This window comes from Kitasatospora sp. NPDC059462, from assembly GCF_042749955.1.
In the GTDB taxonomy this organism is placed as follows: domain Bacteria; phylum Actinomycetota; class Actinomycetes; order Streptomycetales; family Streptomycetaceae; genus Kitasatospora.
Map to the genome: position 1 here is coordinate 17,623 of NZ_JBHYUU010000089.1, position 15,238 is coordinate 32,860.

Genomic DNA, 15,238 nt, shown 5'->3' on the forward strand with positions numbered 1-15,238 from the left:
TAAGCGAGCGGCCGACGCTCCCCGTCACGGTCGGTAGCCTTGGTCGGGTGACAGAGATGCAGGTGACACCCTCGTTCCGGCTGGCCTACGTCCCGGGAGTGACCCCCGGCAAGTGGGCGCGCGTCTGGTCGGAACGACTGCCGGACGTTCCGCTCGCCCTGGTCGCGGTGGAAGCCGCCGACGGCGAGCCGACGCTGCGCGCGGGCGGCGCGGACGCGGGCCTGGTGCGGCTGCCGGTCGACCGGACCGGCCTGAGCGCCATCCCGCTGTACACCGAGACGACCGTGGTCGTCTTCCCGAAGGACCACTGGCTGGCGGCGGCCGAGGAGGTCACCGTCGAGGACCTCGCGGACGACGTGGTCTTCCACCCGCTCGACGACACCCTCGTCTGGGAGCAGCTGCCCGGCCGCCCGGCCATCGAGCGGCCGGCGACCACGGCGGACGCGATCGAACTGGTCGCGGCCGGTGTCGGCGTGCTCCTCGTCCCGCAGTCCCTGGCCCGCCTGCACCACCGGCGCGACCTCACCTACCGGACGATGGCGGACGCCCCGCAGTCCGGGGTGGCGCTGTCCTGGCTGGAGGACCGGACCACGGACCTGGTGGAGGAGTTCATCGGCATCGTCCGCGGCCGCACGGTCAACAGCTCCCGCGGCCGCGGCCAGACCGCCCCCACCCCGGCGAAGCAGCAGCAGCCCGGCTCCGCCAAGGGCAGGAGCACCGGCGGCCGCCCGTCGCCGACCCGCACCACCGGCGCCGCCCGCTCCCGCGGCGCCTCCGGCAACGCCCCCCGCCGCGGCCGCCCCAAGCGCCGCGGCTGACCCCCGGCGCCGGGGGATCCGGCAGGTCTGACGGGGCGTCAATCCGTGCTGCGCGGCGGCCGGTCGGCCTGTCCGTCGAGGGCGTTCCGGTGGGCGATCACGGCGTTCAACAGGGCGGCGCCGCGCTCGGCGTCGTCCACGCTCACCGCGAAGTCCGCGCCCGTGCGGGGCGTGATCACCAGGCACTCGCCGCGGCGCAGCATCACCGTGGTGCCCAGGCCGCTCAGCCGGTAGCCCCAGCCGCCCACCTGGGCCGGGGTGCGCCGTTCGGCCCGGGCCGAGGCGATCTGCTCCGGCGCCCAGTGCCGGGACGGCCGGCCGAGCGGGCCGAACGCCACCGTCAGGCCCTGCTCGCCGACCCGCGCCCGCACCGACGAGCAGCCGCCCGCGGCCAGGGCGACGACCGCCGGCGGGGCGGCCGCCGCCCAGGCCGGGCCGCCCAGCCCGGCGACGGCGCCCAGCGCCGAACCCACGGCGCCCAGCCCGGCGACGGCGGCCAGCCGGCCGAGCCAGGGGTTGACCGCCCGGGAGAGCCAGACGGCGCGCTGCCCGTCCGGGAGTTCGAGCCGCGTTTCGTCGGCGGCCGTCACGGCGCGCGGCCCCGGCCCGCCGCGCCGGGCGAGCCACCCGGCCAGCAGGCCCGCCCCGACGGCCGCGGCCAGGACCAGCGCCGCCTCGGCTCCCACCGGGCGGGCCTCCTGCCAGCTCGGGCGGTCCAGGTTGGCCGAGACGATCGAGGCCTGAACACCCGTCAGCACGGCCCCGCCGAAGCCCAGTCCGGCCGCCGACCAGAGCCGGGCCTGTTCCCCGCCGCGCCACCGGGCGACGGCGCCCGCCACGACCACCGCCACCCAGAGGCCGGCGGGGACGAGCGCCGCGGTCGTCAGCGGCATCGAACCGTCCGGCGCGGATCCGCTCCAGTGCGTGGCCAGCGGCTCCGGCAGCCGGCTCCGCGCCACCCACGGCAGCCCGACCAGCAGCGCGAACACCCCGGACACCGCGACGGCCCGGAGCGCCACCGCCCCGCCGTGCGGCCTGGTGTCCCGTCCCGAACCGTCGCTCACTCCAGCCCCCTGATCATCTCGACGATCTCCTCCCTGCCGAAGCCCGCGTGCTCCGCGTCCGCCACCAGTCGGCGCACCGCGTCCAGCAGGTCGGCGCGCCGGTCGGCGCCCTGGAGGACCGTGACGCCGCGCCCCCGCCGGAACTCCAGCACCCCCTCGTCGCGCAGCGCCCGCAGTGCCCGCAGCACCGTGTTCGCGTTCACTCCGAGCGCCGCCGCCAACTCCCGTGCCGGGGGCAGTCGTTCCCCGGGCGCGCACTCGCCCTCCCCGACGGCGCGCCGGATCGCCGCCGCGACCTGTTCGTGCAACGGCCGCGCGTCCCCGGTCTCCAGCTTCAGCAGCATGGTGCTAGTGACCGTAGCACCATATCCGTGTCCTGCCACGAGGGAAGTGCCCCGGCCGACGGTGGTTGCCCTCCGGCTGGTTGGATCCCGGTATGACGGACTGGTCGCGACTCAGCCACGCCTACGGCCCCGCCGACGACATCCCGGAGCTGCTGGACCGGATCGCCTCGGCTCCGACCGACGAGCTCTGGGGCGACCTGTGGTCGGCGCTCTGCCACCAGGGCAGCGTCTACCCGGCCTCCTTCGCGGCCCTGCCCTGGCTGGCCGGAAGGGCCGGGTGCGGGGACCGGGAGCAGGAGGTCAACGCCCTGCTCCTGGCCGGCGCGATCATGGCCGGGGACCGGCAGGCACACGGGGCCGGTGACGTCCGCACGGAGTTCGCGGCGACGGTCGCCACCCTGCTCGCGGCGGTGAACCGGCAGCTGCGGGCCGCCACGGACCCCACCGACTACGTGTACCTCCTGGAGGCCATGCTGGGCCTCGAAGGCGTCCCCGGCTGGAGCGAGGAGCTCGCCCGGGGGATCGTCGACGAGGAGTACCAGATCGCCTGCCCGGGCTGCGGGACCGATCTGTTCGTTGCCCTCGGCGAGCGCGGGTTCTTCTCGGCCGCCGAGGACTACGCGCTCTCGGGGGAGGGCGTCGAGACCCGTCCGCTGCGTCCGGCGGCGCCTGCCGGTCTCGACGGCATCGGTCGGCGCCTCCACGAGCTCGCGTCGGCCGACGGCCGGCGTGAGGTTGCCGGTGTGCTGACGTATGTCTTCGGTCGTGCGGGTTGTCCCGTGTGCGAGGCCGACTTCGTGCTCGCCGAGGCGATCGCTTCCGACCGGTGAGCCGGCCGGCCGCCGCGTGCCCGGGTGATCAGTCGCGGAGCGCACGGCGGACGGTGGTGGTGAGAAGGGTCACGGCGAGCAGGGCCAGGGCCAGGGCGGCGACGAGGACCGGGGCGGGGCCGGCGGGGTGGCCGGCGCGGCGGACGGTGCCCATGAAGTCGAGGGCGGCGACCTGGTTCACCGCCAGGTACCAGAGCGGGAGGTAGAGGGCCTGGAAGAGCCGGTGGCTGCGGGAGAGCGTGCCGAGGGCGAGGGCCAGTGAGGGGATGAACAGGGCGCCGGCCGTCCAGGCGGCCGCACCGGCGGTGTCGCCGGCCGCCGCCAGTCGCACCAGCACGCCCGCGCCGAGCAGGGCGGTGAGCAGGACCCCGGCGGCCCATTCGGCGAGCAGCCGGGTGCGGGCGGCGGGGTAGGCGCCGAGCAGGGCCTCCAGGCCGTACTCGGCCGAGCGGCTGCCGAGACGGGACCAGAGCAGGACCGGCCAGATCCAGGCGGCGGGCAGCACCGCGCCCGCGCCGGTGTCCGGCGGGACGGCGAGGCCGGCCGCGAGCAGGCCGGCGGCGGCGAGCCACCACCAGCGCGAGGCGTCGGCGAACAGGACCCGCGCCTCCCCGGCCAGCAGCCGGCCGAAGCCGACGCCGACGCCGACGCCGCGGCGCGGGCCCGCCGGGGCCGTGGCGGGTGTGGCAAGCGTGGCGGGCGGGAGCACCGGGGGAGCGGCGGGCACCGCCGCCGCCTCGCCGGTGTCCGCCGGTGCCCGCCGCCCGGCCGTGGCCCCGCGCGCCGGGTCGAAGCGGGTGAACCAGAGCGCGGGCAGCGCCGCGACCGCCACCGCGAGCAGCACCAGCAGCAGCCGCTGGGCGACGAAGCCGCCCTCCAGACCCGTGCCGTCCCACCGGAACGGCTCCAGCGGCGTGTCCACCCTGGTCAGGCCGAGGCTGAACTCGTCGCCGCCGAGGTCGGCCCCGCGGGCGGCCAGGGCGTCGCTCAGCGAGGCGGCCGCCGGGCCGAGGCCCAGCCCGCCGAACGGGGTGCCGGGGCGCTCACCGGCGATCAGCATGGCCGGGGCGCAGACGAACCAGACGACGTTGCCCAGCCCGCCGCGCAGCAGCGGCACCGTCTCGAACAGGACCGCCAGCGCGGCCGTCGCCGCGAGCAGCGGCAGCGTCAGCACCAGGAAGGGCGTCAGCAGCGCGACCGGGTCGAGCGAGCGGTCCTCGCCCCGGACCAGCTGCAGGGCCGGTGCGGTGAGCGCGAGCACGCCGAGCATCGAGGCGAGCACCAGCAGATTGCCGAGGAACTTCGCGAGCAGCAGCTCGACGTTCCGCAGCGGCGTCGCGGCCAGGATCAGGCCGACCCCGGTCTCCTCGTCGCGCCCGAGCCCCTTGCGGACCGCGTAGAACCCGCCGAGGGTGAGCCAGAGCGCGCCGGCCAGGGCGGTCGCGGTGCCGGTGTACGCGCTGTTGTACTCGCCCCGGTAGCGGCCGAGCGCGAGGATCGCCCAGTGTCCGTCGGCGGGCGGGACGGCGAGCAGACCGAGGCCGACGGCGGCCAGCAGCGTCACCGCGTAGGCGGGGCGCCGGACCCGGTCCCGGAAGTCGCCGAGGGCGAGCTGCCGGAGGCGGGCGAGCACCCCGGCGCGGGCGGGCGCGGCGCCGCTCGGAGCGCCCGCCGGAGCGCCCGGCGGCCGGCCCGCGGCGAGGGTGTCCGCGCTCATCGCCGCACCTCCGCGCGCTCGTGCGCGGCGGCGGGCCGGACCAGGCCGAGGTACGCGTCCTCCAGGTCCGGCGCGACCGGGGCCGCGTCGGCGAACGGCGGAGCGTCGGCGAGCAGCCGCAGCCGCACCCGGCCGTCGCCCGTGCGCACCATCCGGCTGACCACGTACCGCGCCTGCATGGCGGCCACCGCCCCCGGGTCGACCAGGACCTCCCACACCCGGCCGGACTGGCCGTGCAGCAGCTCCTCCGGACTGCCCCGGCGCAGCAGCCGCCCGCCGGCGACCACCGCGATGTCCCCGGCCACCGACTCGACGTCCGAGACGATGTGGGTGGACAGCAGCACCACCCGGTCCTCGGCGAGCACGCTCAGCAGGTTGCGGAACCGCACCCGCTCCTCGGGGTCGAGCCCGGCGGTCGGCTCGTCGACGACGATGACGTGCGGATCGCCGAGCAGCGCCTGGGCGATGCCGACCCGGCGCAGCATGCCGCCGGAGTAGGCGCCGAGCGGGCGGCGCACCGCCTCGGTCAGGTTCACCAGGGCGAGCAGCTCGTCGATCCGGGCCCGGGCGGAGCGGGCGGACAGCCCCTTGGCGGCGGCCAGGTAGGCGAGGAACTCGCGCGCGGTGAGCTGCGGGTGGACGCCGAAGTCCTGGGGGAGGAAGCCGAGTTCGCGCCGGAGCCGCTCGGGCCGGGCGAGCACGTCGGTGCCCCGGTAGGTGAGCCGCCCGGTGGTCGGCCGGGTGACGGTGGCGACGATCCGCATCAGCGAGGACTTGCCCGCGCCGTTCGGGCCGAGGAGTCCGAGCAGCCCGGGGCCGAGCCGCAGCGAGAGGCCGTCGACGGCGCGTTTGCCGCCCCGGTAGACCTTGCCGACGTCGGTCAGTTCGAGGTGGGGAGGGGCGGTGCGGCGGTCGTCGGGACGGCCGCCGGGGCGGGCTTCGGCCCGGCTCCCGGCCGGGGTTTCGGGGTGGATCTCGGGTCGGCTCATGGGCTCTGCTCTTCCGGCCGGTGCGTGGACGGTGCGTGACGTCGACGAGCCTCCCCGATCAGCGGGCCGCTGCCATCTGCCGTTCGGCAGAGATCGGCCCTCGTCCTGCGACGGCCGCGCGACGGGCCCCGGCCCCGGCCCCGGCGACGGACCGGGGCCGGCGCGCGCCGGCCCTTGACAGGGGGTTCGGGTGCTGGATTACTTGGCCCTGTCCGAGGAGCCAACCGAATGATCGGTCGGTGTTGACGGAGGGAGCCGCGATGAGTGACGGAACGGCCGCCGGGCCGGGCGCAGCCTCGGCCCGGCTCGGCGAGGCGCCGCCGGAGCGGCTGCTGGACGCCGGTGAGCGGATGACCCGCGAGGAACTGCGCGCGCACCAGCTGAAGCACCTGAGGGCCACGCTGCGCCACGCCTACGACAACGTCGAGCTGTACCGCCGCAAGTTCGACGCGGCCGGCCTCTCCCCCGAGGACTGCCGCACCCTCGCCGACCTCGCCCGCTTCCCCTTCACCACCAAGGCCGACCTGCGCGACACCTACCCGTACGGCATGTTCGCCGTCCCGAGGGAGAAGGTCCGCCGGATCCACGCCTCCAGCGGCACCACCGGCCGCCCCACGGTGGTCGGCTACACCGAGCACGACCTCGACGTGTGGGCCGACGTGGTGGCCCGCTCGATCCGGGCGGCCGGCGGGCGGCCCGGCCACACGGTGCACATCGCCTACGGCTACGGCCTGTTCACCGGCGGACTGGGCGCGCACGCGGGCGCCGAACGCGCCGGCTGCACGGTCGTCCCCGCGTCCGGCGGCATGACGGCCCGTCAGGTCCAGCTGATCCAGGACCTCCGTCCCGAGATCATCATGGTCACCCCGTCCTATCTGCTCACCCTGCTCGACGAGTTCGAGCGGCAGGGCGTCGACCCCCGTACCACCTCGCTGCGGGTCGGCATCTTCGGCGCCGAGCCCTGGACGGAGGAGATGCGCGCCGAGATCGAGCGGCGGATGGACCTGCACGCCGTCGACATCTACGGCCTCTCCGAGGTGATGGGGCCCGGCGTCGCCCAGGAGTGCGTGGAGACCAAGGACGGCCTGCACATCTGGGAGGACCACTTCTACCCCGAGGTGGTCGACCCGCTGACCGACGAGGTGCTGGCGGACGGCGGGAGCGGCGAACTCGTCTTCACCTCGCTCACCAAGGAAGCGCTTCCGGTGATCCGCTACCGCACCCGCGACCTCACCCGCCTGCTGCCGGGCACCGCCCGCCCCGCCTTCCGCCGGATGGCCAGGGTGACGGGGCGCAGCGACGACATGATCATCCTGCGCGGGGTCAACGTCTTCCCGACCCAGGTCGAGGAGGTCCTGCTGCGGGTGCCCGCCGTGGCGCCGCACTTCCAGCTCCGGCTGACCCGCCGGGGCCGGCTGGACCACATGACCGTGCGGGTCGAGGCGCGCCCGGAGGCCGCCCCCGGCCAGCGGGACGCGGCCGCCGCGGCGATCGCACGGGGCGTCAAGGACGGGGTGGGCGTGAGCGTGGACGTCGAGGTGGTGGACCCGTACACGCTGGAGCGCTCGGTCGGCAAGATCCGCCGGATCGCCGACCTCCGCGAGGGCTGACCCGCACCGACGGCCGGTGGGGCCGCCCTGGCCGCCCGCTGCTGCTCGACGGGCGGGCGGTGCCGTGCCGCCGGGCGTCACTTCCCGACGACGTGAACGGGCGCGGCGGACCGGGTGAACGGTGCTCGTGCGCCCTCTAAGCTGAGCCCATGAGCGGGAGCGTCCGGATATCAGGTGCACAGGCGTCCTCAGGTGCACACCTGTCGCAGGAGCCCGGTGCGGACGAGCGGCTGGACGTGGCCGCCGGCATCCTCGCCCTGCTCGCCGACCGCACCCGGCTCGCGCTGCTCCAGCGGCTCGGCGAGGGGGAGGCGGACGTGACCACGCTGACCGAGGCGGCCGGAGCGGCGCGCCCGTCGGTCAGCCAGCACCTCGGCAAGCTGCGGCTCGCCGGGCTGGTGTCGACCCGCAAGGACGGCCGGCGGGTGGTGTACGCGCTGCGGCACGGGCACCTGCGGAGGCTGGTCCAGGAGGCGCTGAGCGTGGCCGACCACCAGATCAGCGGGCTGCCGCCGCACGACTGAGCGCCGCCGGCCGCCGCCCCGCCGCCCGCGCCGGACCGGGCGGCACTTTTCCGGGCAACATGTGCACACGTATGCACATGTTGCCCTAAGGTGGAGGGAAGGCGCCCGCCGGACGGGACGCCCCGGCCCGCGCCGAGTCCGAACGGAGTCCCCGATGCTCTCCGTCCTCCGCAACCGCACCTACCGCCACCTGTTCGCCGCCCAGGTCGTCGCCCTCGCCGGCACCGGCCTGGCCACCGTGGCCCTGGGGCTGCTCGCCTACGACCTCGCCGGGCCGGCCGCCGGCTCGGTGCTCGGCACCGCGCTGGCGATCAAGATGGTCGCCTACGTGGGGATCTCCCCCGTCGTCGCGGCGCTCGCGCACCGGATCCCGCGCCGCCGGCTGCTGGTCGGCGCCGACCTGGCCCGGGCCGCGGTGGCGCTCGGGCTGCCGTTCGTCGGCTCGGTCTGGCAGGTCTATCTGCTGATCTTCGTTCTGCAGGCGGCCTCGGCCACCTTCACCCCGGCGTTCCAGTCGGTGATCCCCGAGGTCCTGCCCGAGGAGGGCGACTACACCCGGGCGCTGTCCCTCTCCCGCCTCGCCTACGACACCGAGAGCCTGGTCAGCCCGGCGCTGGCCGCCGGGCTGCTGGCGCTGGTCGGCTACCGGTGGCTGTTCTGGGGGACGGTGACCGGATTCCTCGCCTCGGCGCTGCTGGTCGTCTCGGTGGCCCTGCCGGGCGGCGCGGCCCGGGCGTCGGGGGCGTCGGGGACGGCGGGCGCGCAGCCGCTGCCGGCGCGCTCACTGGCCGGGATCCGGCTCTTCCTCTCCGTGCCCCGGCTGCGGGCGCTGCTCGCCCTGGACCTCGCCGTCGCCGCCGGCGGCGCGACGGTGATCGTCAACACCGTCGTCCACGTCCGCGACCAGCTCGGCCGGCCCGCGAGCGACGTCCCGCTCGCGCTCGGCGCGTACGGCGGCGGGTCGATGCTGGTCGCGCTGCTGCTGCCCCGGGTCCTGGGCCGGGTCGCGGACCGGGCGGTGATGCTGCCCGCCGCCTTCGCGGTCGCGGGACTGCTCGCCGCCCTGACGGCGATCACCGCGGCGGGGCCGGTGGCGGGCGGCGGCGGATGGCGCTGGCCCGCGCTGCTCGCCCTGTGGGCCGGCCTCGGCGCGGCCGGCTCGCTGATCCTCACCCCGGGCGGGCGCCTGCTGCGCTCCGCCGTGCCGCCCGCCGACCTGCCCGCCGTGTTCGCCGCCCAGTTCTCGCTGTCGCACGGCTGCTGGCTGCTCGCCTACCCGCTGGCCGGCCGGCTCGGCGCCACCGCCGGCCTCCCCGCCGCCACCGCCGCGCTCGGCACCCTCGCCCTCGCCGCCGCGGCTCTCGCCACCCACACCTGGCGCACCCCGGCCCACGTCCGCGCCCGCCGCCCCCTCCGCACCTCGGCCACCGGCCCCCGCCACCGCCCGGCGGCCCCCTGACGCCCCGGGCGTTCCCGGCGCCCCGGCACCGGGGGCGTGCCGCATCCGCTGCTGCCTGCTGCAGGGGGACGCCGCGGCCTGCCGGTGCTGCACCGAGCCGTCCGCACGGGCGGACCCCGGGCGCGTCAGAGCCGGATCACGGTGAACAGGGTGGTCCCGCGCTCCGGGTCCACTTCCTTCCGCTCGGTCTCGGTGAACCCGACCTTCGCCAGAACGCGGCGGGAAGCGGTGTTCCAGTCCCAGACCGTGGCCCACAGGCGCTCGTGCCCGGACGACCTCGCCCACTCCAGGACCGCCAGCGAGGCCTCGGTCGCGTATCCCTGGCGCCACACCCGGCGGAGCAGCTCGAACGCCAGTTCCGGTTCCCCTGCCGGTCCCCGCCCGGTGTCCACCAGGCCGCAGTAGCCGATGACGTCGTGGGAGGCCTTCCGCTCGACCGCCAGCAAGCCGGTCGACCACAGCCGGTGGGCGCGGATCGACTCCGCGAGTTCCGCGACCGTGGGACGGCCGTCGGCGTCGATCCGGCGGTGTGGCGGTACGCGTGGGTCGCGTTCGGTCCACAGCTCGCGCTGGACATCGGCCTCGGCCACCCGCCAGGGCCGGAGCAGCAGGCGGCTCGTTTCGAGCACGACCTCGCTGTCCGGAGTCACGCCATTGGTCATGCCGGTCACCCTCTCACGGGCGAACGCCCCGTCGGGCCGCGGGGGGTGGGGCCGCTCCGGCCGACCGTGGACGCCCGGTGTGCGCGGCGGCCGGGGCCGATCCCGGGCGCCGGGGGCGCGCCGCCGTCCTCCGGGTGGGGCGGAGGGATCAGGGGCCCTCGGGGCGGCCCGCCCCGGGAAGGGTCTCGCGCATCCGCACGGCGACCACCACGCCGGCCACGGCGGTGAGCACCGCGACGGCCCGGACGGCGGTGGTCACGCCGTAGGCGTCGGCGAGGGCGCCGGCCAGGAGCGCGCCGACCGCGAAGCCGCCGTCGCGCCAGAGGCGGTAGACGCCGACGGCGCGGGCGCGCCAGGCGGGGTGGGCGACGTCGCCGATGACGGCGAGCAGGGTCGGGTAGACGAGCGCGGTGCCGGCGCCGAGCAGGATCTGGGCCAGGGCCCACACCGGGAAGGTGGTGCCGGCGGCGACCAGGGCGATCGCGACGGCCTGCAGGAGCATGCCGGCGGTGATCAGGTGCTTGCGGCCGATCCGGTCGGACCACCAGCCGGTGAGGATCTGGCCGAGCCCCCAGACCGCCGGGTAGAGGGCGGCGAGCAGGCCGATCCGGGCGACCGACAGGCCGTGGGCCGCGAACAGCAGCGGGAAGATCCCCCAGGCGAGGGCGTCGTTGAGGTTGTTGACCATGCCCGCCCAGCTGGCCGAGGACAGGGCCCGGTCGGTGAGGCTGGTGGTCCGGGCGACCTGGGCGGTGGTGAGCGCGGCGTGGTGGCCGGGGCCGGCGGGGGCCGGGTGGAGGGCGGCCTCGGCGCGGGCGTGTGCGCGGGTCTCACGCACGGCGAGCACGGACAGGCCGAGGCCGAGGGCGGCGTACGCGATGCCGAGCAGGAACGGCTGGGGGCGCAGGCCCCAGTGGGCGGCGATGGCGCCGGTGCCCATCGCGGTGGCGGCGACGGCGAGGTAGCCGGCGGCCTCGTTGAGGCCCATGGCCAGGCCCCGGCGCGCGGGGCCGACCAGGTCGATCTTCATGATCACGGTGGTCGACCAGGTCAGGCCCTGGTTGACGCCGAGCAGGACGTTCGCGAACACCACCCAGCCCCAGGTCGGCGCCCAGATCAGCAGCAGCGGCACCGGGAAGGCGAGCAGCCAGCCGGCGACCAGGACCGGTTTGCGGCCGTAGCGGTCGGACAGCGCGCCGGCGAAGAAGTTGGTGACGGCCTTGGTCGCGCCGAACGCCACGATGTAGGTCAGCGTGGCCGAGTAGGCGGAGAGGTGGAAGGTGCGGTCGGCGAGCAGGGGCAGGACGGTGCGCTCCTGGCCGAGCATGCCGCCGACCAGGGCGTTCACCGCGACCAGCAGGGTGAACTGGGCGAGGTTGGCGCGCAGCCCGAGCCGGACTCCCGGGCCGGACCCGGAAGCGGCCTCGGAACGGGCGGGGGGCGCGCTGCCGGGTGCGGTGGCGGTCACGAGCCGTCCTCCAGAATGGGCGGGATCCGGGTGGGGGAGTCGGGTGACAGGCTCACCCGATTGCTTCTACAATATTCCATGGATTTATGGAGGAAGCCCATGGGAGATCCCGCACACAAGGCCGCGCTGTTCGACGCGCTGGCCGCCACCGGCAAGGCGCTGGCCAACGGCAAGCGCCTGGAGCTGCTGGACCTGCTCGCCCAGGGCGAGCGCAGCGTCGAGGCCCTCGCCAGGGCCGCCGGGCTCGGGCTGACCACCGCCTCCGCCCACCTGCAGACCCTCAAGCAGGCCGGGCTGGTGACCACCCGCCGGGACGGTGTGCGCATCCACTACCGGCTGGCCGGGGACGACGTCGCCGCCCTGTACGCGCAGCTCCAGCAGGTCGGGCTCGCCCACCTGGCGGCCACCGGGCAGGCGTGGGCCGCCTACCTCGGGCCGCCGGACACCGACCACCTCACCCGGGAGGAGCTGCTGGCGCGGGTGAAGGCCGGCACCGCCACCGTGATCGACGTGCGCCCGGCCGAGGAGTACGCCGCCGGACACATCCCGGGTGCCCTGTCCGTCCCCCTCGACGAGCTGGAGGCCCGGCTCGCGGAGCTGCCCGCCGGGGCGGAGGTCGTCGCGTACTGCCGGGGCGTCAACTGCGTCCTCGCCCACGACGCCGTCCGGCTGCTGGCCGCGCGCGGGCGCAGCGCGAAGCGGCTCGCCGAGGGCATGCTCGAATGGCGCCTGGCCGCCCTGCCGGTCGAGGCGGGTGCCGCATGACGGCCCCTGCCGCCGGAGCCGGAGCCGGAGCCGGAGCCGGAGCCGGTGGCGCGGGGGCGGGGGCGGGAGCCGGCGGCGCGATCGTCGTGGACGGCACCGGCATGCTCTGCGTCACCCTGCTGCTGCATCTGCGCAAGCGCATCGCGGGCCGTCCCGCCGGGACGACCGTGCACGTCGTCAGCACCGATCCGGCGGCTCCGCTCGACCTGCCGGCCTGGTGCCACCTCACCGGCCACGACTACCTCGGCCCGGTGCCCGACCCCGCGGGGCGGGACGTCTACGCGCTGCGGCTCGCGGCGGACCCGACGCCGACCCGGCCCGACGCCCCGTGGCACCCGGTCGCCGGCTGAGCCCGGCGTCGGCGGGCCTCCGGCGTCGGCACCCCTGCGAGGTTGGCGGGCCACCGGGGCGGCCGCGCCGGGGCCGGTGGCGTGCATGTTGGTTCCTGTTCGATATTGTTTGTTCATGTGGTTGAAGGGAAGCCCCATGAGAGGGAGCACGTCATGCCCGCGACCGTGACCGCCACCGACCCGGCCGACCAGGCCGGGCCGGCCGGTACGACGACCAGGACCGTCACCGAACTCGCCGACGGCCGTGAGCTGATCTACTACGACCGGGGCACGCCGCCGGCCGGCCGGACGGTCGCCGACCGGCGGCCGCTGGACGCCGCCGCGCCCTCCTCCGAGGTGCGGCTCGACCCGCTGACCGGCGCCTGGGTGACCATCGCCGCCCACCGGCAGGCGCGCACCTACCACCCGCCGGCCGACGAGTGCCCGCTCTGCCCCAGCCGCGACGGCCGGCTCAGCGAGATCCCGGCGGCCGACTACCAGGTGGCCGTCTTCGAGAACCGCTTCCCCTCCCTCGCCGGCGAGCCCGGCAGCCACCCCGTGCCGGTCTCCGCCGGTGACCCGCTGCTCAGCAGCCGGCCCGGTGTCGGGCGTTGCGAGGTGGTCTGCTTCACCTCCGACCACGACGCCTCCTTCGCCGACCTCGACGAGGACCGCGCCCGCCTGGTGCTCGACGCCTGGACCGACCGCACCGCCGCACTGTCCGCCCGGCCCGGCGTCGAGCAGGTGTACTGCTTCGAGAACCGCGGCGCGGAGATCGGCGTCACCCTCGCCCACCCGCACGGCCAGATTTACGCACTGCCCTTCACCACCCCGCGCACCGCCCGGATGCTCGACCGGGCCGCCCGCCACCGCGCCGCCACCGGCCGCAACCTCTTCGAGGACCTCCTCGCCGCCGAGCGGACCTCCCCGCGCCTCGTCCTCGCCGGCGAGCACTGGACGGCCTTCGTGCCCTTCGCCGCCCGCTGGCCCTACGAGGTCCACCTCCACCCGAACCGCCGCGTCCCGGACCTCACCCGCCTCGACGAGGCCGAGCGCGCCGAGTTCGCGGGGATCTACCTCGACCTGCTGCGCCGGTTCGACAACCTCTTCACCGACCCGGCGGATCCGGCCGCCCCCGCGGGGCGGCCCGACGACGGCGGCCGCCGCGTGCGCGCGCCGTACATCGCCGCCTGGCACCAGGCGCCCGTCGGGCAGGAGGCCGAATTCGCCCTCCACCTGCAGCTGTTCACCGTCCGGCGGACGGCCGACAAGCTGAAGTACCTGGCCGGCACCGAGTCCGGGATGGAGGCGTTCATGAACGACGTCGCCCCGGAGGACGCCGCCCGGCGCCTGCGCGAGGCGGCACCGGCCCAGGCGCCCGCGTCCACCCCCGCGCCCACGCCCACGCCCACGCCCACCGACGGAGGACCGCAGGGATGACCACGACCGGAACCACTGTCGCCGGCGTCTTCGAGGAGCTCTACGGCCACGCCCCCGAGGGCGTCTGGGCGGCCCCCGGCCGGGTCAACCTGATCGGCGAACACACCGACTACAACGACGGGTTCGTGCTGCCGATCGCGATCCCGCAGGCCGTGCGCGCCTACGCCCGCCGCCGCGACGACGGCGTGCTGCGGCTCGCCTCGACCAGGGTGCCCGGCGCGGCCGTCGAACTGGACGTCGCCGGGCTCGCCCCGGGCGGGGTGGCCGGCTGGGCGGCGTACCCGGCCGCCGTCGTGTGGACGCTGCGCCGGGCCGCCCGGCACGAGGTGGGCGGCGCCGATGTGCTGCTCGACAGCGACGTGCCCGGCGGCGCGGGCCTGTCCTCCTCCGCCGCGCTGGAGTGCGCCGTCGCCACCGCCTTCAACGACATGTACGAACTCGGCCTGGGCGCCGAGGAGTTGGCCCTGCTCGCGCAGAGCGCCGAGAACGAGTTCGTCGGCGTCCCCTGCGGGATCATGGACCAGATGGCCTCGATGGCCTGCCGGGCCGGGGCCGCGCTGCACCTGGACACGCGCGACCTCTCCGCCCGGCACGTGCCGCTCGACCTGGCGGGCGCCGGCCTCACCCTGCTGGTGCTCGACACCCGGGTGCAGCACGACCTCGCCGACGGCGCGTACGCCGCGCTGCGGGCCGGCTGCGAGCGGGCGGCCGCGCTGCTCGGGCTGCCCGCCCTGCGGGATCTCGCCACCGCCGACCTGCCCGCCGCGCTCACCCGACTGCCCGCCGACCTGGTCCCGTTGGTGCGCCACGTGGTGACCGAGAACGACCGGGTCCGGCAGGCCGTCGCCGAGCTGCAGCGGCACGGGCCCGCCGCGCTCGGCCCGATCCTCACCGCCGGCCACGCCTCGCTGCGCGACGACTACCTGACCTCCTGCCCGGAGACCGACCTCGCGGCCGCGACCGCCGTCGCCGCCGGGGCCCTCGGCGCGCGGATGACCGGCGGCGGCTTCGGCGGCTCGGTGATCGCGCTGGTGGCGACGGAGCGGGCGGAGGCGGTGGCCGGGGCGGTGGTCGACGCCTTCGCGGCGGCCGGCTACGCCGAGCCGCACGTGTACCGGGCGGTCCCGTCGGCGGGGGCCCGCCGGGAGGCCTGACGCGCCCCGCCCCGTCCCCGGGAAAGCCCCCGCCCTCGCCGAATCCGGCGAGGGCGGGGGCTTTC

Annotated in this window: 15 protein-coding genes; 9 read left to right on the forward strand and 6 right to left on the reverse strand. The window is 76.5% G+C overall.

Annotated elements, in window-relative coordinates; translation table 11 throughout:
• Window positions 1-47: 47 nt before the first annotated feature.
• Complete coding sequence (locus ACFXAM_RS22005; protein WP_380293741.1) at window positions 48-818, forward strand: LysR family substrate-binding domain-containing protein; 771 nt, start codon at window positions 48-50, stop codon at window positions 816-818.
• A gap of 38 nt (window positions 819-856) precedes the next feature.
• Here ACFXAM_RS22005 and ACFXAM_RS22010 read toward each other — a convergent pair whose 3' ends face one another.
• Together ACFXAM_RS22010 and ACFXAM_RS22015 are read right to left on the reverse strand one after the other, a co-directional pair.
• Window positions 857-1,882, reverse strand: coding sequence for a DUF1648 domain-containing protein (locus ACFXAM_RS22010; protein ID WP_380293743.1), 1,026 nt, complete (start codon window positions 1,880-1,882; stop codon window positions 857-859).
• Window positions 1,879-2,226 (reverse strand): GntR family transcriptional regulator, encoded by a 348-nt coding sequence (locus ACFXAM_RS22015; protein WP_380293745.1) that lies wholly within the window; start codon window positions 2,224-2,226, stop codon window positions 1,879-1,881. Before ACFXAM_RS22015 ends, ACFXAM_RS22010 begins: the two co-directional genes overlap by 4 nt.
• A gap of 92 nt (window positions 2,227-2,318) precedes the next feature.
• On the opposite strand from ACFXAM_RS22015, the gene ACFXAM_RS22020 reads away from it, so the two are divergent.
• Entirely contained in the window at window positions 2,319-3,056 is a 738-nt protein-coding gene (locus tag ACFXAM_RS22020; RefSeq protein WP_380293747.1) for a hypothetical protein, read from the forward strand.
• A gap of 28 nt (window positions 3,057-3,084) precedes the next feature.
• Here ACFXAM_RS22020 and ACFXAM_RS22025 read toward each other — a convergent pair whose 3' ends face one another.
• Both ACFXAM_RS22025 and ACFXAM_RS22030 read right to left on the reverse strand, forming a co-directional pair.
• Window positions 3,085-4,773 (reverse strand): hypothetical protein, encoded by a 1,689-nt coding sequence (locus ACFXAM_RS22025; protein WP_380293749.1) that lies wholly within the window; start codon window positions 4,771-4,773, stop codon window positions 3,085-3,087.
• Entirely contained in the window at window positions 4,770-5,762 is a 993-nt protein-coding gene (locus ACFXAM_RS22030; RefSeq protein ID WP_380293751.1) for an ATP-binding cassette domain-containing protein, read from the reverse strand. Before ACFXAM_RS22030 ends, ACFXAM_RS22025 begins: the two co-directional genes overlap by 4 nt.
• A gap of 260 nt (window positions 5,763-6,022) precedes the next feature.
• On the opposite strand from ACFXAM_RS22030, the gene paaK reads away from it, so the two are divergent.
• The 3 genes from paaK (at window position 6,023) to ACFXAM_RS22045 (ending at window position 9,355) form a co-directional block, all read left to right on the forward strand.
• A complete protein-coding gene (paaK, locus tag ACFXAM_RS22035) occupies window positions 6,023-7,372 on the forward strand; it encodes a phenylacetate--CoA ligase PaaK (protein ID WP_380293753.1) in 1,350 nt (449 codons plus the stop codon).
• 149 nt (window positions 7,373-7,521) lie between these two features.
• On the forward strand, window positions 7,522-7,896 hold the full coding sequence (locus tag ACFXAM_RS22040) for an ArsR/SmtB family transcription factor (protein ID WP_380293755.1): 375 nt from the start codon (window positions 7,522-7,524) through the stop codon (window positions 7,894-7,896).
• A 154-nt stretch (window positions 7,897-8,050) separates the two neighbouring features.
• Window positions 8,051-9,355 (forward strand): MFS transporter, encoded by a 1,305-nt coding sequence (locus ACFXAM_RS22045; protein WP_380293757.1) that lies wholly within the window; start codon window positions 8,051-8,053, stop codon window positions 9,353-9,355.
• Window positions 9,356-9,480: 125 nt separating this feature from the next.
• On the opposite strand, the gene ACFXAM_RS22050 is transcribed toward ACFXAM_RS22045, so the two are convergent.
• Together ACFXAM_RS22050 and ACFXAM_RS22055 are read right to left on the reverse strand one after the other, a co-directional pair.
• The gene (locus tag ACFXAM_RS22050; RefSeq protein WP_380293759.1) at window positions 9,481-10,017 is read right to left on the reverse strand and encodes a GNAT family N-acetyltransferase; all 537 of its coding nucleotides are present in this window, start codon (window positions 10,015-10,017) and stop codon (window positions 9,481-9,483) included.
• 148 nt (window positions 10,018-10,165) lie between these two features.
• Window positions 10,166-11,485, reverse strand: coding sequence for an MFS transporter (locus ACFXAM_RS22055; RefSeq protein ID WP_380293761.1), 1,320 nt, complete (start codon window positions 11,483-11,485; stop codon window positions 10,166-10,168).
• Between the two features lie 99 nt (window positions 11,486-11,584).
• Between ACFXAM_RS22055 and ACFXAM_RS22060 the strand changes: the two genes are divergently transcribed.
• From ACFXAM_RS22060 to galK, 4 genes are all read left to right on the forward strand, one after another.
• Window positions 11,585-12,250: an ArsR/SmtB family transcription factor gene (locus tag ACFXAM_RS22060; RefSeq protein WP_380293763.1), complete on the forward strand. Its 666-nt coding sequence runs from the start codon at window positions 11,585-11,587 to the stop codon at window positions 12,248-12,250.
• On the forward strand, window positions 12,247-12,600 hold the full coding sequence (locus tag ACFXAM_RS22065; protein WP_380293765.1) for a sulfurtransferase TusA family protein: 354 nt from the start codon (window positions 12,247-12,249) through the stop codon (window positions 12,598-12,600). Before ACFXAM_RS22060 ends, ACFXAM_RS22065 begins: the two co-directional genes overlap by 4 nt.
• A 153-nt stretch (window positions 12,601-12,753) precedes the next feature.
• The gene (gene galT, locus ACFXAM_RS22070; RefSeq protein ID WP_380293767.1) at window positions 12,754-14,019 is read left to right on the forward strand and encodes a galactose-1-phosphate uridylyltransferase; all 1,266 of its coding nucleotides are present in this window, start codon (window positions 12,754-12,756) and stop codon (window positions 14,017-14,019) included.
• A complete protein-coding gene (gene galK / locus ACFXAM_RS22075) occupies window positions 14,016-15,173 on the forward strand; it encodes a galactokinase (RefSeq protein WP_380293769.1) in 1,158 nt (385 codons plus the stop codon). The genes galT and galK overlap by 4 nt, the downstream gene beginning before the upstream one ends.
• Window positions 15,174-15,238: the final 65 nt, after the last annotated feature.